General features: G+C 59.8%; 17 protein-coding genes. 11 read left to right on the forward strand and 6 right to left on the reverse strand.

The features are described 5' to 3' along the window. Positions 1-158 precede the first annotated feature (158 nt). The 4 genes from ASD99_RS01120 to ASD99_RS01140 all read left to right on the forward strand — a co-directional run bounded on the left by ASD99_RS01120 (position 159) and on the right by ASD99_RS01140 (position 7,298). The gene (locus ASD99_RS01120; protein WP_057142465.1) at positions 159-1,331 is read left to right on the forward strand and encodes an efflux RND transporter periplasmic adaptor subunit; all 1,173 of its coding nucleotides are present in this window, start codon (positions 159-161) and stop codon (positions 1,329-1,331) included. Then, complete coding sequence (locus ASD99_RS01125) at positions 1,328-4,468, forward strand: efflux RND transporter permease subunit (protein WP_056593328.1); 3,141 nt, start codon at positions 1,328-1,330, stop codon at positions 4,466-4,468. Before ASD99_RS01120 ends, ASD99_RS01125 begins: the two co-directional genes overlap by 4 nt. A 1,351-nt stretch (positions 4,469-5,819) precedes the next feature. Beyond that, positions 5,820-6,728: a hypothetical protein gene (locus tag ASD99_RS01135; RefSeq protein WP_156388897.1), complete on the forward strand. Its 909-nt coding sequence runs from the start codon at positions 5,820-5,822 to the stop codon at positions 6,726-6,728. A gap of 237 nt (positions 6,729-6,965) precedes the next feature. After that, the gene (locus ASD99_RS01140; RefSeq protein WP_156388898.1) at positions 6,966-7,298 is read left to right on the forward strand and encodes a hypothetical protein; all 333 of its coding nucleotides are present in this window, start codon (positions 6,966-6,968) and stop codon (positions 7,296-7,298) included. A gap of 410 nt (positions 7,299-7,708) precedes the next feature. Here the strand turns inward: ASD99_RS01140 and ASD99_RS01145 are convergent, their stop codons facing one another. Beyond that, positions 7,709-7,882, reverse strand: coding sequence for a hypothetical protein (locus ASD99_RS01145; RefSeq protein WP_156388899.1), 174 nt, complete (start codon positions 7,880-7,882; stop codon positions 7,709-7,711). A 271-nt stretch (positions 7,883-8,153) separates the two neighbouring features. Here ASD99_RS01145 and ASD99_RS01150 point away from each other — a divergent pair, with 271 nt between their 5' ends. Next, the gene (locus tag ASD99_RS01150) at positions 8,154-9,212 is read left to right on the forward strand and encodes an AraC family transcriptional regulator (RefSeq protein WP_056593343.1); all 1,059 of its coding nucleotides are present in this window, start codon (positions 8,154-8,156) and stop codon (positions 9,210-9,212) included. Between the two features lie 25 nt (positions 9,213-9,237). On the opposite strand, the gene ASD99_RS01155 is transcribed toward ASD99_RS01150, so the two are convergent. The 3 genes from ASD99_RS01155 to ASD99_RS33040 all read right to left on the reverse strand — a co-directional run bounded on the left by ASD99_RS01155 (position 9,238) and on the right by ASD99_RS33040 (position 12,564). Then, on the reverse strand, positions 9,238-10,176 hold the full coding sequence (locus ASD99_RS01155) for a 2-hydroxyacid dehydrogenase (RefSeq protein WP_056593345.1): 939 nt from the start codon (positions 10,174-10,176) through the stop codon (positions 9,238-9,240). 297 nt (positions 10,177-10,473) lie between these two features. Then, positions 10,474-12,000: a Do family serine endopeptidase gene (locus tag ASD99_RS01160; RefSeq protein ID WP_057142468.1), complete on the reverse strand. Its 1,527-nt coding sequence runs from the start codon at positions 11,998-12,000 to the stop codon at positions 10,474-10,476. Between the two features lie 267 nt (positions 12,001-12,267). After that, positions 12,268-12,564, reverse strand: coding sequence for a hypothetical protein (locus tag ASD99_RS33040; protein WP_156388900.1), 297 nt, complete (start codon positions 12,562-12,564; stop codon positions 12,268-12,270). Between the two features lie 636 nt (positions 12,565-13,200). Between ASD99_RS33040 and ASD99_RS01170 the strand changes: the two genes are divergently transcribed. The 4 genes from ASD99_RS01170 to ASD99_RS01185 are packed head-to-tail and all read left to right on the forward strand — an operon-like array spanning position 13,201 to position 17,415. After that, positions 13,201-15,645: a PAS domain-containing protein gene (locus ASD99_RS01170; protein ID WP_056593354.1), complete on the forward strand. Its 2,445-nt coding sequence runs from the start codon at positions 13,201-13,203 to the stop codon at positions 15,643-15,645. Next, the gene (locus tag ASD99_RS01175; protein ID WP_056593357.1) at positions 15,642-16,289 is read left to right on the forward strand and encodes a response regulator transcription factor; all 648 of its coding nucleotides are present in this window, start codon (positions 15,642-15,644) and stop codon (positions 16,287-16,289) included. Before ASD99_RS01170 ends, ASD99_RS01175 begins: the two co-directional genes overlap by 4 nt. Then, on the forward strand, positions 16,286-16,675 hold the full coding sequence (locus ASD99_RS01180; protein WP_056593359.1) for a response regulator: 390 nt from the start codon (positions 16,286-16,288) through the stop codon (positions 16,673-16,675). Before ASD99_RS01175 ends, ASD99_RS01180 begins: the two co-directional genes overlap by 4 nt. A 2-nt stretch (positions 16,676-16,677) precedes the next feature. Beyond that, a complete protein-coding gene (locus ASD99_RS01185) occupies positions 16,678-17,415 on the forward strand; it encodes a response regulator transcription factor (RefSeq protein WP_244497572.1) in 738 nt (245 codons plus the stop codon). 304 nt (positions 17,416-17,719) lie between these two features. On the opposite strand, the gene ASD99_RS01190 is transcribed toward ASD99_RS01185, so the two are convergent. Further along, positions 17,720-17,938, reverse strand: a complete 219-nt coding sequence (locus ASD99_RS01190; protein ID WP_056593362.1) for a hypothetical protein — start codon at positions 17,936-17,938, stop codon at positions 17,720-17,722. Positions 17,939-18,210: 272 nt separating this feature from the next. Between ASD99_RS01190 and ASD99_RS01195 the strand changes: the two genes are divergently transcribed. Beyond that, positions 18,211-21,000 carry an ATP-binding protein gene (locus ASD99_RS01195; protein ID WP_162256671.1) on the forward strand — a complete coding sequence of 930 codons (2,790 nt, stop codon included), beginning with the start codon at positions 18,211-18,213 and terminating at the stop codon, positions 20,998-21,000. 386 nt (positions 21,001-21,386) lie between these two features. Beyond that, a complete protein-coding gene (locus ASD99_RS01200) occupies positions 21,387-22,238 on the forward strand; it encodes a sensor histidine kinase (protein WP_056593369.1) in 852 nt (283 codons plus the stop codon). Positions 22,239-22,341: 103 nt separating this feature from the next. Here ASD99_RS01200 and ASD99_RS01205 read toward each other — a convergent pair whose 3' ends face one another. Beyond that, a complete protein-coding gene (locus ASD99_RS01205) occupies positions 22,342-22,578 on the reverse strand; it encodes a hypothetical protein (RefSeq protein ID WP_056593372.1) in 237 nt (78 codons plus the stop codon). Between the last annotated feature and the right edge of the window lie 271 nt (positions 22,579-22,849).

A 22,849-nucleotide genomic window follows, 5' to 3' on the forward strand; every position in this document is an offset into this window, starting at 1 on the left:
AGCCCGATAATTGGCATCCCAACACCCGAATTAGCCGATCCGGTGACAAGCCCACTGGTAACGGTTCCAACCTGCGGCAGCACGGGCGTGACCGGCACAAACACGCTGTTGGCGTCCGGCTGCTGAAAAAAGCGATCCCGTCTTTGTAGGAGCCTTCGATGCGCAAGCGACCCGTCATTGTTGCCGCGCTGCTGATTTTGATCGGCGGCGTTGGGTTTGCAGCCAAGCATGTCTACGATCCTTCCGAACCCGCGGCAGCCTCTGTTCCTCCGCCGGCGGTTCCGGTCGTTGCCGGCGAAGTGGCCAGTCACGACGTGCCGATCTACCTTCGTGGAGTGGGAACGGTGATCGCCTACAACAACGTGGTGGTGCATAGCCTGATTTCAGGACCGATTACGAAGATCGCATTCACGCAAGGTCAGACAGTGAAAAAGGGCGATCTGCTGGCGCAGATCGACCCAGATCCCTATCAGGCACAAATCGATCAGATTACCGCGACCCGCGATCGCGACCAGGCGCAACTCGTCAACGCGCAGGCAAATCTGGACCGCTACACGCCACTGCTGGCGAAAGGCTTTGCAACGTCCCAGCTGGTGGCCACGCAGAAGGCTCAGGTCATCCAGCTCCAGGCAACAATCAAGGCAGACGAGGCTCTGTTACAAGCCGCCCAGATCAATCTGAGCTACTCCCGTCTGACCTCGCCGATCGACGGTGTAACGGGTATCCGGCAGATCGACGAAGGCAACATCATTCATCCGACCGATACTTTTGGTCTGGTCGATGTTGCGCAGGTCCAACCGATCTCGTTGATCTTTACGCTGCCCGAGGACACGCTCCCACAAATCCAGCAGCAGATGGCCAAGGGGCCGCTTACGGTCTTTGCGTACAGCCAGGACGACAAGACCAAGCTCGACGAAGGCAAACTCCTGCTTGTCGACAACCAGATCGTCCAGACGACAGGGACCATCCGCCTCCGGGCCACGTTTCCGAACGCCCGGAACCAACTCTGGCCCGGAGCGCTCGTGAATGCGCGTTTGCTTCTCGATACCCGCACTGGGGGACTGACGATCGCAGGGTCGGCGGTGCAGCAAGGTCCGAACGGCTCCTATGTTTACGTGATCGCACCTGATGGAACCGCGCAGATGCGGCCCGTCACTGTTGCACAGTTGAGCGGGGGGCAAGCCCTCATCGATTCGGGTCTCAAGGCCAACGAAACGGTCGTCGTCGACGGACAGTACAGGCTCGTGCAAGGCAGCCGCGTTCAAGTGCTGGAGGGCAAAGCCGCTGATGAAGCCGCCCTGCAAAGCGCAGTGCAGCAAGCGATCCCGTGAACGTCTCGGCCCCTTTCATTCACCGGCCGATCGCGACAAGCCTGCTGATGGCGGGTCTGCTGCTGTGTGGGCTCGCCACCTACCAGCTTCTACCAGTCGCATCGCTGCCGAACGTCAACTTTCCTACGCTTCAGGTATCAGCGCAGTTGCCTGGCGCCGATCCCGAAACCATGGCGTCGTCGGTGGCCACCCCGCTTGAGCAACAGATAAGCCAACTCCCTGGCGTGACCCAGCTGACTTCGACCAGTGCGCTTGGCAGCACACAGCTCACCATTCAGTTCGACCTCAGCCGCAGCGTCGACAGCGCGGCGGTTGACGTGCTGTCGGCGATCAATGCCGCCAGCCCCTTCCTGCCGCAGGGCATCCCCTATCCGCCAACCATCCGTAAGGTTAATCCGGCGGATACGCCGATCCTGGTGCTCGCACTGACATCCGATACCTTGCCGCTGACGACGGTCGATGCCTATGCGGAAAACATCCTGCTGCCGAAGATCTCGCAAATCTCCGGCGTGGGTCTTGTAGGCATCGGCGGCCAGCAGAAGCCGGCGATCCGTGTGCAGATCAATCCACAGGCGGCCGCGGCTCGCGGCATTGGGCTTGAAGATGTTCGCAACGTGCTCGGCGAGGCCAATGTCGATATTGCGAAGGGCACGCTCAACGGCCCGCGTCAAACCTTCACGCTCAACACCAACGACCAGCTGCTCAAGCCTGCCCCCTACAATGATATTGTCGTTGCCTATCGCAATGGCTCGCCTGTGCGCATCCGCGACATCGGCACCGCGATCGACGGGCCGGAGAACCAGTTTGTGGCCGCCTGGTTCGGCAAGAAGCCCGCCATCTTGCTGGCTATCCGGCGTCTGCCCGGTGCCAATGTGATCGAGACGGTTGGCCGCATCCAGGCCCTGTTGCCCCAACTACAAGCCTCGATCCCGCCCGGCATCAAGGTATCGGTCGTTTCGGACCGCACACAAACCATCCGTGCCTCGGTCGAGGACGTGCAGTTCACCTTGATGCTGACCATCGCCCTGGTGGTGATGGTGATATTCCTGTTCCTGCGCAATTTCTGGGCAACGGTCATTCCCGCAGTAACCGTGCCCCTTTCGCTGATCGGCACCTTTGCCGTGCTCTATGTGTTTGGCTACAGTCTCGACAATCTGTCGCTCATGGCCTTGTCGATCGCGGTCGGCTTCGTCGTCGACGATGCAGTCGTGGTGATCGAGAACATCGTCCGCCACGTCGAAGAGGGCCTCACCCCGATGCAGGCTGCGCTAAAGGGCTCGGGCGAAATCGGGTTCACCATCGTTTCGATTACGCTGTCGCTCATCGCGGTGTTCATTCCACTATTTCTGATGGGGGGCTATGTCGGCGAACTCTTCCAGGAGTTCGCCGTGACGGTGAGCGTTTCACTGATCCTGTCGCTGGTGATCTCGCTGACGCTGACGCCAATGATGTGCGCGCATCTACTCAGGCATGAGGCCGACATCAGGCACGGGCGGCTCTATGATATTTGCGAAAGCGGCTTCGACGCGCTGCTTGGAGTGTATGAACGGGGCTTACGGATCGTCCTGCGGCACAGTTTCGTTACGCTGCTCGTCATGCTGGGAACGATTGCCATCACCGGCTATCTCTACCTTGTCATCCCGAAGGGTTTTTTCCCGCAACAAGACACCGGCTTGATTATCGGCCTCACCGAGGCCGATCAGGACATCTCGTTCCCGGCAATGGCCGAGCGCCAGCAGGCGATAATCGACACTGTGCTGAAGGACCCGGCCGTAGCATCGGTCGCAGGCTCGATAGGAGCGACTGGCGGGAGCACGCTCAATCGAGGGACAATGTACATCGCCCTTAAGCCCAACAACCAACGTGACGTCAGCGCCGATCAGGTGATCAGCCGTCTATCATCCCAACTCGCCAAGACCCAAGGCATAACGCTCTACATGCAAGCGGCGCAGGACATCACTATCGGCGGTCGCGTTTCGAAGACGCAATATCAATACACTCTGGCCGATGCCGATTCCAACGAGCTCAACCATTGGGCGCCGATCTTCCTCGACAAGCTTAAAGGCTTGCCGGGAATCGTCGACGTCGCCACCGATCAGGAGAATGCAGGACCACTACTCGATGTGACCGTCAATCGCGAAGTCGCGTCGAGTTTCGGCATCCTTCCGTCGACCATCGACAACACGCTCGATGATGCCTTCGGCCAGCGCATCGTCTCCACGATGTTTACCCAACTCAACCAATATCACGTCGTTCTCGAGGTCAGCCCGGAATTCCAGTACGGTCCAGAAGCGCTCAAGGATATCTATCTGAATTCTTCGACAGGACAGCAGGTGCCGTTAAGCGCCCTGGTGACCAGCGTGACCAAGGCCGCGCCGATCGTGGTCAACCATCAAAGCATGTTCCCGGCGGTCACGATCTCCTTCAACCTGAAACCCGGGGCGGCGCTCGGAGATGCGGTTGCCGCTATCCAGCAGTTCGAACGCGATGCCGGAACGCCCGCTTCGCTCGCAACCAGCTTCCAGGGTAGTGCGCAGGCCTTTCAGTCGGCGCTCTCAGGCACACCAATACTGATCGGAGTGGCGCTGGTGGTGATCTACATCATCCTCGGGGTGCTCTACGAAAGCATAATCCATCCGATTACCATTCTGTCGACGCTGCCTTCGGCCGCTATCGGCGCCTTGTTGTTGCTGATGGCGGTCCATATGGACTTCAGCGTCATCGCCATGATCGGCGTTATCCTGCTGATCGGCATCGTCAAGAAGAACGGCATCATGCTTGTCGACTTTGCGCTCCAGGTCGAGCGGAGCGAAGGTCTCAGTCCACGGGAGTCGATCTACCGCGCTTGCACGATACGTTTCAGGCCGATCCTAATGACCACCATGGCGGCGATGCTGGGCGGCGTGCCGATGATGCTGGGCTCCGGCGCCGGATCGGAAATCCGCCAGCCGCTCGGCTATACGATCGTGGGTGGCTTGGTGCTGTCGCAGATTCTCACGCTCTACACGACGCCGGTGATCTACCTGTATCTTGAGCGGCTCAGTGAATTCCTGGGTGCCTTGCGAGGCGCGAGCACACTGCCCGTGGAACCCGAGCAAGGCGAACTCTTCTCCGAAACGACGCACCCAGCCGGCTAGGCTGGAGGTTCAGGTCCCGTTGTCGGGGGGTATGAAGCAGTAGACGGTGTTCCCAGCCGCGCAAATGTGGGCCGTTTCGTTCCATGAGTAGGGGTGTTCAGGAACCCTTTTGGGCGGCTCGATCGGCGTCCATACTCCATTGAGTTTGCCCCACCACTTTCCCCCCTCGAACTTGGCGACCGTTGGCCGACAGTCGCCGCCGTTGCAGCATGAGCCACCCAGCGTGTTATGCATCCCTCTGTAGATGTTGTGCCACTTCTCGTGCCCCTGGCCGTAGTTGCCCTCGGGCGGGCCAGCCGGGGCGTGGGAAGTGTGGTCCTGAGCCAGTGCGGGGCTGGCCACCAGCAGGAAAACCAGTAGGCGGAAGTCCATCGCTCAACATCCTCCATTCGGTGTTGTGGGTTGTCTCATCGAAACATTCCCGAGAGCAAAAATAGTACTGGTGAGGTAGTTCCACCTCACACGCGCAGCTTAGACATTTCATTCGTTGCTCCTTCTCTTCCCTGGAAGCATGCATTGGTTTTGCCATCGGCTTGAATCATCCATTGGTATGGCTGCGCAAGCTAATTGGTGAAACGGTTACTTATGGTGTCCTGCCGAGTAGATCAGACGCAACGGGCGAAACTCGAACTTGGGCGGCGTTTGCGAAAGATATTTTTTTGCTTGAGCGCAACACTCGACGCTCGATCACGGGGATTCAACGCATGGCGACCAGGAAGTCGACGCGGCCCTACAAGTCCTCTGCCGGAGGTTGGGGCGTGCTGCGGGCGACCGGCCTTGCCCGCACAGAGCAAGGCATCGCAATGGGCGCTGTCCGGCTCGGGTGCTTCTTGCCCCTGGGTCGCGGTCGGCATGGTTCGGTGCCTGGCTCCGCGGTTCCTGCCGACACAGGCCCGCTCGACTCGCCGGTCATCGACGCGCTGTCATGGCACGAGCGTCTCGGTAAGTCGCGCTGGTTCGAACTCTTTGCCATGATGGCACCGCCCTGTCTTTTCGCCGTGCTCGCGGGCAGCACCACGGACGCGGGTGCCAGATCGTTTTTGGTTTGCCTCGCCATCTATTCGGATGCGCTGATCGCCTTGCTTTGGTTTGTAGAGAAAGACGATGTCCAGACTGAACCGCCCCTGTCTCGTGCGCGCCCCTGCCGGACGGTCCGATCCGTGCAGGGCCAAGGGGATCGTCCCCAATTCCTGCAGTCAGTGGATGTAAGCGAAACCCATGGACGACGAAGCGCTCGGCATCGGGCGCTTCGAGGTGATCGAGGAGGTGATCGAGGCCGAATCCTGGATCACCGTCGCCCTCGATTGCGAGCGCCTGGCCTGACGGGTCAATTTTTCGGTAGGAGAGTGGGATGGCTAACCGGGCCTGGCACCTGACGGTGCCCAGCTTTTTATTGTCTCTCGTTGCAAGTTCGGAAGCATCGGCGTCCTACGTTGGGGACCGCTTCTTACCCTCGACTCTGGCGACCGTCGTTCCCACCCCGGCCGATTTCGTCAATTTTCCCCAATTGACGCAGTTGCCTGACACCGCCTCGCGCGAGGTCGATTTTCCTTTCTCCTACAGCAAGCTCATCACCCCGGATTGGTCGGTCTCGTTCACCGCGAACTACCGCATGATCGATCAGAAGGGGAGCGCACGGGCGGGCTTCGACGATCTGGTGCTCGGCACACAGTACGAACTCTATTCCAGTGCCGAGCATGAGTTCGTGCTCTCGGCAGGCGGCACGCTGGCGCTGGGCGGCACCGGATCGTCCGACATCGGTGCCAAGTCGTTCTCCGTGCTGACGCCGACCGTATACGTGGGCAAGGGCTTCGGCGATCTGTCGGATTCTATGGCGTGGCTGCGACCGGTCAATGTCACCGCGACCCTCGGAGTCGCACTGCCAACCGAATCCGCCACCGTGACCGGCACCACCTCGGTCGACAACCCAGACATCCTGCAATGGGGCTTTGCCCTGGAGTACAGCCTGCTCACCAATTCACATTCCGCAGGCAAGGGGAATGCTCATCGCTTCGCCGAGGGTTTGGTGCCGCTGGTGGAATTTGCGATGCAGACGCCGCTGAACGGACCGTCGGCCGGAGAGACCACGGGCACGATCAATCCTGGCGTCATCTGGGTGGGCGAGTACGCCCAACTCGGGGTAGAGGCGATCATTCCGATCAATGAGAGCTCGGGCCGCGACATCGGCGTGCGTGCACAACTCCACTTCTATCTAGGCAACATCTTTTCGAACGCGATCGGAAAGCCGATCTTCGACTGATCGCGCGCCGCGTTGTGTATGAACAGACCAGGATCCTCAGCGGCCAGAGGCCAGGCCGCCATACGAGGGCCTCGGATCAATCCGACGACGAGGGGCGCCCTGGTCTTATGCCCCGCATCACTTCTTGTTGGTCGAATTATACTCCAATGCTATGAAGATAAACAATTACAGCCACGTCGGATGTGTTTCGTATACTGCCGCGAGACGCGTTTCAAAACCTATGTAAACGTCACCGGCATGAGCGACAATTCTGTCGAAAATTCGAGTTTCGCCGGCTGCGCAACAGAACAACAGGTGAAACACATGAGCTCTCTTCCAATCGCGGCTGCATTAGCGGCAGTCCTCCTGTCGACCGCTTGGGCCGCCGCCGCAGGTTCGCCTCCGGGACAAACGCAGGTGAAGTTCAATCACGCCGAACGAAAAACGAACAGCAACCACTCATCGTTGCCGCGGCCCGTTCAAGAACCGACAAGCAGATCGGCCAAGAAGCCCGTATCGCAGCTCGATAACGACGGGGACAAGTATCCCTCGACCGATTCCGGCCTCTTTTCGGGCATGAACGGGTTTTGATGCGAAGGCGTCACGCGACGTGGTGATTGCGGCTGAGGCTGCCTTGACCGCGCCGTCGACTTGAGTTGGCCCCATCTGTGACAGAGCTTGGCGAACTGCCGACAGCGCTGTCCATTCCTTCCTGTCCGGGACGTCGCTAAGAGGCGGTCGAGCGCCCGTGGCGACGTCGGATACCTGTCTTCGAAATCGCGCGACACATCGCGCCGCAAGCAGGTCGCATCGCCGAAGGTGTCGACGCCGGCAACACTTCGGCGATCGACCGTAAATCGGCTCTGCTCGGGAGGCAGGAGAAAAATGGGCCGATGACAGCATGTCATCGGCCCAAGAACTCGAGCGGTGAGAAACGCTCCTGGGGGGAAGAGCGCCTTCACAATCGATCGGCGGGCGAGGGAGGGGAGAGGCCCGCAGGATCAATCTGGCACGAGTTGGAGCGCTGCCACGATGGTGGACGGAAATGGGATCGAAACCACCGATCGCAGCGCCGACTTGAAGCCTAGCGCTTCTTGCTGCCGGTGCTTCGTCGTTCTTGCCGGCTTTGCATCCAGCTTGCGGATTTCGCGCGGAACGTCAAAAGTCCAGGCCATGCAGGGATCCTCGTTCAGGGTCATCAAGACGTGACGTCCAGTAGCGCAAAATCGACCAATCACCTGGGATCGGCCGGGATTAAAGAACCGGCCAATTGGTCCGCGCGGCACAAGCACCATTACTATCGATCGCGATGTCCAATCACAAACCAAAGTATGAGTGGTTCAAACCAATACTCTATTACCGCCGACGGATGTAGGATGGGATAAATCATCGCCGGCGCCTTAGGCTGACATCAAATGGGATAACCCGAAGGATGTGCGCCAAGCCATGTTGATGAATCCTGCCTCCAGCGACATCGATACACTCGCGATTGCTGCCTTCGCGGCCAATGCTCGGCGGCCGGAGCAAAGGGGACCATTCCTGTCGGCGGATTGGCGTGCTCCGTTCAACGGCGGAAAGGCACACCGTACCAACTCCGTGGCGCATGCGCAGTTTTGGCGCCGGAGTGCCGATGGGGCCGACTACCGTGTCGAGATATCTTCAGCCGACGCCGTGAGTAGTCGCACGGCGATTTCGGATGGGATAGTTGCCGAGGTGGTCCAGGCCGCCGGCCATGACAAATTCGAATTCCGGTTTCGCGCGCCCATGCACTTGCTGGTGGTCTACGAGCAGGGGACGCGGCGAGATGGTGATACCTTCGTCGAAGGTTTGCCCCGATCGAAACTGCGGGATTTTGGTCGCCGGCTTACCTTGGTGCCCGCCGGTTGCGAATATCTTGAATGGCATGCGCCGCGGACGTTTGCGCGTCTCATGTTTGTCTATCTTGATCCTGCCAAGCTGCAAGTTCCGTTCAACGCTGGCATGACAGATGTGACGTTCGCGGCGAAGCTTTTCTTTGAGGACGCAACGCTTTTGGGCACGGCCCTCAAACTGATGAGGTCGCTAGAAAATCCAACCCCGGAGAGCCGGTGCTACCTGGAAGCACTGGGCATCGTCCTGGCTCATGAGCTGATCCGTTTCCACGAGGGGACGCCGAGAGCCGAACCTCAGCTTCGAGGCGGGCTTGCGGCTTGGCAGCAGCGGGTGGTCACGGCGCATATCGAGGCGCATTTGGGCGAACCGGTACCGCTCGCCACTCTCGCGCAGCTTGCCAGGTTGAGCCCATGCTATTTTTGCCGTGCCTTCAAGCTGTCTTTTGGGATGCCTCCGCATCGGTATCTTACCAGCCGTCGAATCGAGCATGCCAAAGGTCTCCTTGCGACGCGCGCTCATTCGGTGACGGACATCGGATTGACTGTCGGATATAGCGAGACCAGCTCATTCACGGCCGCTTTTCGCAAGGCGACCGGCCTGACGCCGAGCGCCTACCAGCGGAGCCTAGTCTAAGTCTAGACCACAGGACGCCTTGGGATCAGGCTGCGGCCTCAACGGGGGTTAGCACGGGCTCTCCATCAAAGAAGGCGTCGAGGTTTGCACGCACGAGCGTCCCCATGCGGCTCAGGGCCAAATCGGTAACGCCGGCAATGTGTGGCGATAGAAACAGGTTGGGAATGTCAGCCCAGCGCCTGGGTGAGGCCGGCTCATCCTGGTAGACGTCCAGCGCGGCAGCTCGCAGCGCACCGCGCGTGAGCGCATCGATCAGCGCACTCTCGTCGACTAGCGATCCTCGGGCCACATTGACGATGGCGCCTTGGGAGCCAAGCGCCTGCAGCACGCTCGCCGAAATCAGTCCGCGGTTGCCCTTCTTGGCGGGCGCGGCGACCACCAGCACATCACTTGCCTGTGCAAGTCCGAGAATGCTCGCTGCCTTCGGCCAAGGGGTGCCAGGCTTGTCATGTGGCCCCCACCACGAAGTCACCATCCGCAGCACATCCGCCCTATGAGCGATCGCACGTCCGATGCTGCCCAGTCCAACGATGCCGAGCCGGAGCCCCGCGACGGAACGCGTTATCATCTTCCGGCCTGATCGCCATTCGCCGGCGCGAACCCAGCGATCGCCGGTGGAGATACTCCTGTAGATGTTCAATATCTGCGCGATCGCAAAGTCGGCCACGTCCTCGTGGTTGACGTTCTGGGCATGCGTCACAATGATGCCGTGCTCTCGGGCCCAGTCCACATCTATTCCGTCATAACCCGTGTTGAAGCAGGCTATCAGGGCAAGGTTCGGCAGGACCTGCAGAAAGTTCGTATCAAATGGACGGCTTCCGTCGACGATCACGGCACGGGCGGAACACGAGCCAGCCTCCGAAATGGGAGAGGCAAGCTCGACGATTTGATACTTGGCTCCGAGCATGTCGCGTAGAAACGGCGCGAGATATGGGTGCGCCAGAGCCACCAACTCCTTTTCCATCACAGACTCGCCTCCGATTGGGGATCTCCAAGCGTCGGCAAGTTTGGCTGATCTTGACCGATCTGCGAATAATCTTGGAGCGCTGGCCGAAGGATACATCAGATGGATCAGGCCCATACCCATGGATTAGGCGCTGTCATCGCTCTATGCGCTGTTCGGGCCGGGTAGCCGCGAAAGCCGACGGCTCGGAGTTCTTACGGCGCCGACGGCTGCTGCACGCGAGCGCATCCTCGTTCTCGACGGCGCCCTAGGCCCGCCTGGCAATACCGTCGTCCCGGCGGTTTTTGGCACGTCATCTCAGCCGTTACCGGACGGCACAGCGATGAAGGTCTGCCGTTCGCCACGCTTGATCAGCAGCAGCACCGACTTCTTGCTGGATTTTGTTGCGGCACTAATGGCCTGGCTCGTCTCCTTGGCAGTCTGTACCGGCACGCGATTGACCGAGACGACGATGTCGCCCAATTCAATGCCGGAGGTGGCTGCCGGCTCGTCCGGATCGATACCCTCGACCACGGCGCCGCGCACCTGCGAAGGCACATTCAGGGCCTGGCGGACGGTTTGATCGAGGTCACCAAGCGCCAGACCGAGTGTTGGAAAACTGGAATGCAGCGGCTGGGAAGAGTTGATCGCGGCCACCTGTTTGACGCTGTCGTCATTGCCGCCGACGACCACCGACAACGCAACTATCTTCCCATTGCGCCAAACGGACATCGCCTCCCTTTTCCCCGGCAAGAGATCCGCCACGGCTCGAGACAGGGTCTTGGGCTCCTTGATGGTTTGACCGGCAAATCCGGTGATGACGTCGCCGGTCTCGATGCCCGCATGAGCGGCGGGCGATCCATCGCCGACATGAGCGACCAAAGCACCCTCAGGCGTCGGCAGACCGAGGGCGCTGGCGAGGTCGGTTGTAATCGGCTGCATCTCGATGCCGAGCAGGCCATGTTCGATCGAACCGTTCTTCACCAGCTTGGCGACGATCTGTCTGGCCTCATTGGAAGGGATCGCAAATCCGACGCCGACGCTGCCGCCATTGGGTGAGTAGATCGCGGTGTTGATACCCACGACAGCGCCGCTGATGTCGACAAGAGGCCCACCCGAATTGCCGTGGTTGATCGGCGCGTCGATCTGAAGGAAATCGTCGTAGGGACCACTGTTGAGGTCACGCCCGCGGGCGGAAACGATTCCCGCAGTGACTGTCGTTCCGATGCCGAACGGATTGCCAATCGCCAGAATCGGGTCGCCTGCCCTGAGTCCGTCGGAATTACCCCAGGCTACAGTGGGAAGGGGCTTCCCAGCCTTTACTTTCAGGACCGCAAGGTCCGACTTTGCGTCGTGGCCGACAAGGGTCGCCGGCAGCTCGGTTCCATTATCAAGCGTCACCATGATATCCGAAGCTCCGTCGATGACATGGTTGTTGGTGACGATGGTGCCGTCTGAGCTGACGATGAAGCCGGAACCAAGGGCCTCTGCCAGTTGCGTCGCTCCTTGCGGTGGAGCCTTGGGTGCCGGGATTCTCCGATTGCCGAAGAATTGCGGCAACCGCTCATCGGACGACAGACCGCTGTCTGAGGGTTGAGTTTGATCATCGGGCGCCGATGACGTTTTCATGATCGATGTGATCGTCACAACCGCCGGCTTGTCGGCCGCCACGATCGGAGCATAGGAGGTGGCCGAGGCGCCAATGGCGGAGGCAACCGGGGACGAGCCCGCTTGTGTATCGGCCAAACTCGCGTTCAGAGCGACCCCAGCGGCGAGCGGCGCTACGAAGACGGCGGAGAAAAGCAGCACGGCGCGGTGCCTGCGGGGGATGTTGAAAGTTGACATGATCGCGATCCGTGCGAGGCCTTGGTTCTGGCGCCGTGGCGTGTTCCTCGTGCGGAACCGTCTATCCGGCGTATGGCCGATCGGATGCGCTAGCCTCGCTGATGAACTTCCGATCGCGCCGATTTACTTGAGCTGGTGCCGGTTGCCTCCGGGTTGTCTTCTTGTTTGCAAGACTGGCCGTCACTTGCGGGACGACGCGGTTTCTTTCTAGAAAGATCGGCCATTTCGATTTTGGAAGTGTCTCCTCGCTGGAGTCCGCATTGGGCTTCAGTCAATTTTGGCCACTTCAGCTGCCTGATCTGGGATCAAGAGCACCCGGTAGGTCGTGCCCTCGCACTTGAGCAGGTAAGCGGTCTGATTTGGGACGGACTCGGCCTCAATGCGATCCGCAGAACTCGGATTTTTGCAAGGGAAGCCCTGGCTTCGCACTTGGTCGGCAACGACAGCAGTCACGGTGTCCTCGTCCTTGGCTGTGGCGGTCGCTACAGTACCGGCGAGACAGATCGACAAAAAAACGCCGGCGCCAATGGATGAAATCCGCAACAGCGCTCGATTACAGCCCATTTGTAGTCTCCTCGTCATATTTCCCCGGCAACCGCTTCCGCGGAAAATCAATGGCTTCGACCTTGGAAGCCGTGCGTCGTAGGCGGTCACGATGTGACCGACTCCAACAGGTTCGCTACCCGCCAGCGGCTTTGTCCCCAAGCCGACGGATACGACGTTCATCTGCCCGACATTCATCTGCTTGCCACTCGGGCCGTCTTCGATTGGGCGCCTTCCATCATGATCGACAGCAGCCTACGGGCTGGTTTGTGGAACGGCTTTGTCTGCTTTGCGGCTACTGGCGCTTCCTTGCGGTTATCACCCTGGTCGCAGAGTGACCTATCGGTGGATGCTGCGTGTCCAGTCCGGGTCTGTCGGTCCCGAGGGATGCTCGGCAGACCGGTGTCAGTTCGGCCGGTGCCGGGGATCCACGTATCTGAGCGTCATCTGGTGCTGTCCGCCCAGTACGGTGCTACGGCAGCGGCGGGCGACCGGCTGTCTATCACATCTTTCCATTATGCCTGGGCGGCATTCAGTTCTGATATAGTGTGGTAGAAGTCCGACATCTCGGGGGACCGATTGTGTTGTCTTCTTGCGAGGCGAGGCCCTGATGCCGCTTGGCGCGGCAGCAGTGGCCGCGCCGGGAGGTGTCCAAAAATGAAAGCAATGCCGCCGCTGCGGAAGTATGGCTCGACAATAGCCATTTCCGGCGCTGGCTTGTTGGTGTTCTGGCTGTCCAGCGAACTGGCAGCGACCGCCGGACCGAGTGTTTATGTGCGTTCGGCTCTCCTCGCCGCAACGGCGATCTTGACCGGGGTTTTCATTCAAGGGCCGCAAAGGCAAGGTGCGTTGGATCGCACTGGGTATGACGCGCGTGAGTTCTTGGAGGGCATTCCCGGACTGGCATGGATCGTCGACACGGAAGGCCGGTTGACCAAGGGGAACACGAGCCTTCGGGATTATCTCGGCGCCGTCGACACCAGCAATCTCCATTGCCGACAGGTTATTCATCCGGAGGACTTCGACCGAACTGAAGGCCTCATGTCGCAATGCCTGGAGAATGGCCAGCAATTTCATGGCGCGTACCGGCTTCGTCGCCACGATGGCACCTATCGCTGGTTCCGTGTCGCGGCTTGCCCCAGGCACGATCGGGACGGCGAGTTCATCGGGTGGTGTGGAATCCTGCTCGATATTGATGACCAGAAGGTCGCGGAGGAAGCCCTGCGCGCGACCGAGCACAGTCTCCGGTCAATACTCGACAACATCCCGGGGCTGATCATAACCGCTGACTCCGAAGGCAATCAGGACTACGCCAACAAGACGCAAAGGGACTATTTTGGACCGGATCTCTTCGATCTGAGTGGGCTGGGTTTCCTCAGCATCATTCATCCCGACGAACGCGACGGCGTTGCGGCAGCGCGGGTCCGTAGCATTCAAACCGGCGAGCCGATGGACCGCGCGTACCGCATGCGGCGATACGATGGCGTATACCGCTGGTTCCATGCGCGCGTCGAACCAATCTTCGACGAAGATGGCAAAGTCGTATGCTGGTGCGGCCTGTTCACCGACATCGATGATTTGAAGAGAGTGGAACGGGCTTCGGAGATCAAAGAGTTTCAGCTCCAGCGGCTGATCGACGCTCTTCCGACACTGGTCTGGTCCGCCCACACAGACGGGTCCACCGAATTCCTGAACCGGAGATGGCTCGAATACACGGGGCTGTCGCAGGAGCAGGCAACGGATTGGAATTGGACTGCCGTCATACATTCGGACGATCGAGGCCGGCTTGTGGAATACTGGCGATCTCTCCTGGCGGCTGGTGCGCCGGGCGAGATCGAGGCACGGCTGCGCCGCTTCGATGGCCAGTACCGCTGGTTCCTTTTCCAGGCCGAACCAGTGCGCGATGCCTCCGGCACTGTGATCCACTGGTTTGGGAGCAACACCGACATCGACGATCGCAAGCGGGCCGAAGAGGCATTGCGAGCCAGACAGTATGAACTCCAGCAGCTTGTCGACACCATACCGACACTCGTCTGGTCGGTCACTCCCGAAGGTGAACCAGCCTACATCAACAAGCAGCTGGAGACCTACTATGGCCGCAAGATTGACCACAGTCAGCCCAAGGAAGGCTCCAAGCTGGACGGGGCACTTGGACGACTTATGCATCCCGATGACGTGGAAGCTGTAAAGGGAAACCTGATGCAATCACTGAAGACCGGGGAGCCTTTCGCCATGCGGTACCGCAACCGCCGGGGCGATGGCGTCTATCGTTGGGTTGATAACCGCGCCCAGCCCCTACGGGACGACGATGGCCGCATCGTGAAATGGTATGGCGTCATCATCGACATCGATGACGAGATGAGAGCACATGATGTCGTTCGTGCGACGCAGGACAAGCTTTCGCGCGCTTCGCAGCTTGCGAGCCTCGCCGAGCTGTCGGCATCGATCGCGCATGAGGTCAATCAGCCCTTGGCGGCTGTCATCACCAACAGTCATGCCTGCCAACGCTGGTTGTCGGCGGATCCTCCAAACCTCCAGCGGGCACGCATTACCGCGGAGCGAATGGTTCGCGATTCCATGGCAGCTGCCGAGGTTGTCGACCGAATACGAGCACTCTTCAAACAGACCGCTTCGTCCAGAACTTCAATCAATCTCAACGAGGTGATCGGCGAGGTGCGTCAGTTGATGTTCGATGAAATAATCTCGCAGGGCATCTTCGTTGAGGCGGATCTCGATGCGGGCCTGCCGCCAGTGCTCGCGGACCGCGTGCAGATGCAGCAGGTGCTGGTCAATCTGGTCCGCAACGGGATCGACGCAATGAAGTCGACAATCGACGTGTCGAAATCACTGAAGTTTGGATCACACCGCTATGGAGAGAATGCGATCCTGGTCTACGTCCGCGACAACGGCGACGGAATTGCCGAACCAGAACGAATTTTCGAACCGTTCTTCACGACGAAGGCGGGGGGGATGGGTATGGGCCTGGCAATCTGTCGCTCGATACTGGAATCACACGACGGCCGGCTTTGGGCAGAGAGCATCGAACCAAGGGGAACGGTGTTCTCGTTTACGCTGCCGATCCAATCGGGCGACGCCGCATGACCCAGGACGACTGTATCGTTTTCATCGTTGATGACGACCAGCGCATATGCGAGGCGCTGTGCGAGCTTCTGGCGGCAAGAGGTCTGGCTTCCGTCGCCTTCAACTCGATTGCCGACTATCTGGCTTTTCCCCGGCCGGACCTGTCCGGTTGCCTGATCCTTGATGTCGAACTCCCGGACATCAACGGGCTGGAATTCCAGAAACAGACCGACCGAGAGCAACATCCGCCTATCGTCTTCATCACCGGACACGGCGATATTCCATCTTCTGTACGCGCCATCCAGCGCGGTGCCGTGGACTTCCTCACCAAACCGTTCAGCGAAACCGAGTTGATGAAGTCCGTACACACGGCGATCGATCGGGATTGCGGCGTCCGCCTGGAGCGGGCCGAGCTTGTGACGCTACAGCGCCGCCTTTCCTCCCTGACCTCTCGCGAACGCCAGGTTCTGCCGCTGGTCGTCAGCGGTCTGCTCAACAAGCAGGCGGCCGCGGAACTTGGGATCAGTGAGGTGACGCTGCAAATCCACCGCGGCAAGATCATGCACAAGATGCAGGCAGCATCGCTGGCCGATCTCGTGAGGATCGCCGAAAGGCTGCAAGTACCAGTAACCCATTCTCGGCGCGCGGGAACATCTTCGAAATGAATGCTGCTCGGAAATCAACGATCGCGGTTGTCGATGACGACGTTCGGGTCCTCGAGTCGATCGAGGACCTCCTGGAGTCGGCGGGGCACTCGGTTCGTTTGTTCTCATCCCCTCAGTCTCTCCTCGAACGCGACGTGTTGCGTAAGATAGATTGCCTGATTGCCGATATCGGCATGCCAGTTGTCGACGGCTTCGAGCTTCGCCGGCGAGCGCGAAATGTGCGGCCCGACTTGCCCGTCATTTTTATTACGGCGCGCCATGAAGCCGCAGACCAAAGGCGCGCGGCTGCTGAAAGTCATCACGGTTTCTTTCGAAAGCCCTTCGATGCTTCAGCACTGCTTGCGGCGGTCGCCCTGGCCGTTTTGGCCTCATCCCGAGGGGAGTGATGATGACAAGTGATCTGATGATCCGAAAATATGAACGCCTGCTGCGGCCGACGCAGTCAGTGGCTGCCCCCATCTATGCTCGGACTCCCCAAAATGCGTTCGTCTTCATCGTTGAAGACGATGTTTCGATGCGCGAAGGGCTGGTCGATTTGTTGGAATCCGTCGGTTTGCAGAGCGAGGCGTTCTCGTCTCCGACCGAGCTGTTGAACATGGAATTGCCCGACCTTGCGAGCTGCTTCGTGCTGGACATTCGTATGCCCGGCATCAGCGGTCTCGACTTTCAGGCCCGCCTTGTCGCAGCCGGCGTCCATATTCCGATCATATTCATGACCGGCCACGCCGACGTTCCGATGGCGGTGAGAGCCATGAAGGCAGGTGCCGTCGACTTTCTGACGAAGCCGTTTCGCGAACAGGAAATGCTGGATGCCGTCACAAGAGCCATCGAGCTGGACGGCATGCGCCTCGATCGCAGTCGACAGGCGATCGAGACATTCACCCGGTTTCAGACGCTAAGCGAGCGCGAACGCGAGGTCATGGATCTCGTGACGGCAGGATTGATGAACAAGCAGGTTGCCGGAAGGATTGGCGTGGTAGAATCCACGGTCAAGATTTATCGTGCTCAAGTCATGAGAAGGATGGGCGCGCAATCCCTGGCAGACCTGGTCAGGATGGCCGAACTGATGCGCTCTGCGCCTGCTCCCATAACCAGTCTCAGTGCTATTCTGGATAGACCTAAGTAGTAGACCAACCCGCCGATCGGACACGAATCTGCACCAAGCCACAATGGAGACTCGGACATGCTTCCTTTATCCTTGCGTTTTCTCCGCAGCAGCGCGTGGAACGACATTGTAATCGATCGCTGTCGAAGGGGGCTTAGAGCGGGGGCATCGATGTCGGAGTTGCAGGGCATTCTCGACTGGATCGTAGCTGAAGAAGATTGCCGTTCGTTGTCATTCGCTCATCCGGTTTGCTCGGCCGTGGCTGTCTCCAGCGCGCAAGGCTACCCGAACACACTTTCCGTATTTTCTCGATATCGAAATCGATTTAGCGCGTTTCAAGAAGCGCTACGGCGAGTTTGAGCGGGCGGTCCGCTCCCAACTGCCACAGGAGCATTTCCAATGCGACGATCAGAAAGAGGCTTGCCAGCGTCAAATGCAATACGGATTTGCGCGAGCAAAATCTCTTACCTTCGACCTCGCCTTTCAGCTTTGAACGGACCTCGGTGCCAAGCCTCATCAACAAGCACTCGCGCATGGATTCCATTTTGCCGCCTACGAATTGTAGTTTCTTCGCGTCGCGCGGCGCAGCCCCGGTTGGTGGCTCTCGTTCGCTACTTCCTTCCGACGCCGCTCGACCTGACCCCGCATGGCGGGTCTTGACAAGCTAAAGGTCGTGAAAAGATGCAAACAAGGCCGACCGGATCTTTGAGCATCAGAGTGCCGGGAACCGGTTCGGCTGTCGTCACAAGTAGCGACCAAACAGAGACCGGTGAAATCCTATTTTTCGGCCCTTTTCGGTTGATCGGGGCAACTCGGGTGCTCGTCAGGGATGGCAAACCCGTCGCCATCGGCGGCCGCGCTCTCGACGTTCTGATTGCGTTGACCGGCCGGGCGGGTGAGGTCGTGAGCGGGCGAGAACTGATCGATCTCGTTTGGCCGGGCGTCTTCGTCGAGGAAGCCAATCTTCGCGTGCACATCGCCGCCCTTCGCAAGGTGCTGGGGGACGGCAAGGATAATGTCCGCTACGTCGTCAATGTTCCCGGCCGGGGCTACACCTTCGTTGCGCCGGTCCGGCGCTCCGGCGCGGGCGGCGGCACTGCCTCAATTGCTGCTCCTGCAAGCACGGCGCGATCTCCGAATTTCCCGACGCCATTGCAGCTGCTGGTCGGCCGCACCGAGACCGTCGCCACAATGTCCTCGCTGCTCTTGTCTCGGCGCTTTGTCAGTGTGATCGGACCAGGTGGGATAGGCAAGACGACCGTCGCTGTGGCGGTCGGCAACGCACTGCGCCAGGAATTCGGCGACGACGCGGTTTGCTTTGTCGACCTTGGGTCGCTCACCGACCCGGCTGACGTACCCAGTGCCGTGGCTTCGGCACTCGGCTGCTTTGTCCAGGGCCCGGATCACGAGCCGTACATACGAGCCTTCCTGGCTGACAAGCGGATTCTCATCGTTCTCGACAATTGCGAGCATGTGATCGAGACGGCCGCCCAGCTCTGCGCACGCCTCTTTCACGCGGCGCCATCGGTGCACTTGTTGGCGACCAGTCGCGAGGCGTTGCGTGTTGAGGGCGAGCATGTGCAGTTGCTGATGCCTCTCGACAGTCCGCCTGACGAAACGCCAACTGCCGTTCAAGCTCTGGCCTCGCCCGCCGTGCAGCTCTTCATGGAGCGGGCGGCAGCGAGCGGGCACCATGCCCAGCTCAGCGACACCGATGCTCCAATTGTTGCGAAGATCTGCCGTCGGCTAGACGGGATCGCTTTGGCAATAGAGCTTGTCGCCAGCCGTGTGGGTACCCACGGTATTCAAGGAACCGCCGGACTCCTGGAGAGCGGGGCTGGGCTGCTCCTGCCAGGCTGGCGTAGTGCAGTGCCTCGGCATCAAACGTTGCAGGCCATGTTCGACTGGAGTTTCAGGCTCCTGTCGACGGACGAGCAGAGAGTTCTCTGCAGGCTGTCCGTGTTCGTTGGCAATTTCACGCTGGCGGCGGCGCATGCGGTCGCCGGGGGTAAGATACAGACGGTGACCTCCGCGATCGCCAGCCTGGTCGACAAGTCACTCATGCGGGTCGTGCCGACGAGCGGACTTACTCATTACCGATTACTGGATACGACACGCGCTTATGCTGCGGCCAAGCTCGCCGAAGACGGGCAAGCGGTAGCTGCCGAACGAGGTCACGCAAGCTACTTCACCGGCCTTCTCAAGCAGGGCATGGCCAAAGGCTCGGCTTTTGATGGCCACAACGTTGCCGTTCACGCTCCCCACATCGATAACGTTCGCAAAGCGCTCGCATGGAGTTTTTCGAGCTTGGATGACCGGTCCCTCGCCATTGAGCTGGCTGCCCTCGCAGTCCCGCTATTTCTGGGACTTTCACTGCTGGATGAGTGTCAGCAATGGTGCCGGCGAGCCCTGTGCGCGCTGCGGGAAGCGGATCACGGGACGCGATGGGAACTGGAACTCCAGGGGGCACTGGCGATGTCATCCATGTACTCCCGCGGCAACAGCCTGGAAGTCAGGGCCGGGATCGAGCGCGGCCTGGAACTCTCCGAAATCTTGCAGGATGGAAGGCATCAACTCCAGCTACTTTCCGGACTCTACATCTTCCTCATGCGCCAGGGGGAGTTCAGCGGCGCGTTGGCGGCCGCCAAACGGAACGCTGCCGTTGCCAAGGCCAGCGGAGGCCCGATCGAAAACGCAATGACGGAATGGATGTTAGGTGGATCATATCACCTGACCGGCAATCAGGCGGCAGCGCTACGACACTGCAAGCAAGGCTCGAAGCTGGCGTCGGATTTCAGGCTGGGGAGGGTGAGCTTCTTTGGCCACGACCACCATGTATCGGGGCTCGCGACGCTCGCAAGGTCCTTGTGGCTGTGTGGCTTCCCGGATCAGGGTTGCAAAGTCGCCCGTCAGGGAATCAAAACGGCGCAGAGCCACGATCACCCGGTCTCAAGTTGCATTTCCCTCATCTATCTCGTCCCTGTTTTCCACTGGAGTGGCGACTTTAGAGCAGCGCAGGAGTATACTGAAATCGTAATCGAGCAGGCTACCAAATACTCCCTTGCTCCCTATCGCGCTGTCGGCCTCGCGCTGAAAGGTGAACTCATGGTCGCGCACGGCGAAGCGTCGTCCGGCGTTGCGACCTTGCGGGCGGCCTTGAAGGCGATGGATGCCGATCAGTACCGGATCGTGACGCTGCCGACGCGGCGCGCCTTGGCTGAAGGACTGGCCCATTCCGGACAGTCGGACGAAGCGTTGGCCACGATAGTCGAGGCTGTGGCGCGTGCTGAGCAGGTTGGCGAGATATTGTGGCTGCCCGACTTGCTGCGGGCCCAAGGCGAAATCCTACTGATGCAGCCGCGACCTGACCTTGCGACGGCTGAGCGTATACTGCTTCGCTCCCTCGATTGTGCCCACAAGCAATCGGCCTTGAGCTGGCAGCTGAAAGCCGCAATCCCGCTGGCGCGCATGTGGAAGGAGCACGGCCGGGGCAAGGACGCCCGCTCTGTGCTCGAAGACATCTATCGGCGATTTACAGAGGGATTTGAAACGCGAGATCTCGTTACCGCGCGCCGATTTCTCGAAGAGCTGAGTTCGACCGACTGAGCTCGGCAGTCCAGTCGCGGTTCGCCTTCAATCCCATGGCTCTTTCACGTCTACCGCCAGGCGTTTGGAGCGATCCTCCACGCATGTGCTTATTCAAGGTCTGTCCTGGGCGCGAATATTTACAGCTATTTGCAACGCTAAACTCGCATCGCAGCTCATAGGGCGGATAATCCATGACATGAAATTCCAGGCAATCGCCAAGCTGGAGGGGTGATGATGTGGACATTCGTATAGCTTCATCACACCGAACGCTCCGGAGGATTTCCTCCCCGGCAGTGGAATAGTCCCATCGCCCCCATTCGCAAGGTCAGGCTGAATGATCTTCTGCAGCCTTCGGCGCCGCCCACGACCAAATCGCACCCTCTTGCCGTAGGAGCCCGTACCTCATGCATGGCACCCAATCGACAGCAATAAGCAAGCGCGCGGTGTGCATCGCGCACGAAGTGAACCAACCGCTTACCGCCATTCTGACCAACGCGGAAACCGCCCTGCAATGGCTGACGAGAGATCCGGTGAATCTCGATGAGGCGAAACAGGCCATCGAACGGATCATCGGCAATACCCTTCGCGCCGCCGATGTCGTCAGAGGTGTTCGCGATCTGGTCCGAAAATCCCCGCCCATAGCGGCTAACCTCGACATCAACGACTTGATTACGGACCTGCTCAGTCTCGTCAGCCTCGATCTGCGCCTTCACCGCATCGCGGTCGAGGTCGAACTCGCTGAGAACCTGGAGCCGATCAGAGGCGATCACGGTCAATTGGAACGGGTCGTCGCCAACCTGGTCTCGAACGGCATCGAGGCGATGAGCACGGTGCAGGATCGACAACGGAAGTTGCGGATCAGCACCCGGCTCGATAAAAATGGGGATGTGCTGGTGGCCGTCGAGGACACGGGCACGGGGCTCGATCCGGCGCTTGTCGACCGCATCTTCGATCCCCTGTTCACGACCAAATGCGAGGGCATGGGTTTGGGACTGTGGATATGCCGCTCTATCGTCACGGCCCACGGCGGCCGGCTGTGGGCCACGCCCAATCTTCCGCACGGCAGCATTTTCCGGTTCATCGTCCCAAGCACGGTTGGGCCAAGCACGGTTGGGTCAAAAACAGTCGCGCCAAGTCGACGCCGGCAGACGATGCGAACGAACCGCCAGGTCGAGAGGTTTGTTGGCGGCGCTGCATCTTCAGATCTCGTTCGGCGGCATGAGAAGGCGAACATGCCTGAGGAATACTCCAGGTAGCCAGGCTTTCCTGCAGGCGGCTGGTCTCTGCGCCGTAGACTTCATGCTGCAGACCCGCCGTTCCTGAGAGACGGCGGGGCTGCGGCGAGACGATGGGGCCTTCTCATTCACCCATTAACTGCTGGAGGAGGTTCCTGTTCGCAGTCGGGTGGGCTTTGAACGAGTTGATGCCGTCAAACCATCCATTCTGCGAGAAGTCGCCGTATTCGCTGCTGCCATGCCCACCGTTACGGCCGTGATCGCCGTCGTGGCCGCCGTGCGACGAGGCGGCAAAGGCCCCAGTGAGTGGGATGGCGACGAGCATCGCGGCAAGCGCCGCCTTCAGAGGGATAGAACGCATGATTAACTCTCCTTTTTGTTGAGGAAGGCGGCCTTTCGTCTACCGCGCATTCCAGCTACAGGCACTCGGGAACCTTCGAGTTACGATGTTCGTCTCGCCTCTGTTGTTCTCGTCCTGTGCCAATTATCTAGCAAACGTCGGAAGTAACAAACAGTATATAAGGGTATAATGCATGTATATATAAGGTAGTATGGAGTGTCGGTGTTCGGCCCGTGTGGGGCGCTGAGGACGGGGGGCTCGATTTTCACACCGGGCGCCCTTGAACTGAACC

Origin of the sequence: Mesorhizobium sp. Root695 (assembly GCF_001428185.1) — a bacterium.
Lineage (GTDB): Bacteria > Pseudomonadota > Alphaproteobacteria > Rhizobiales > Rhizobiaceae > Mesorhizobium.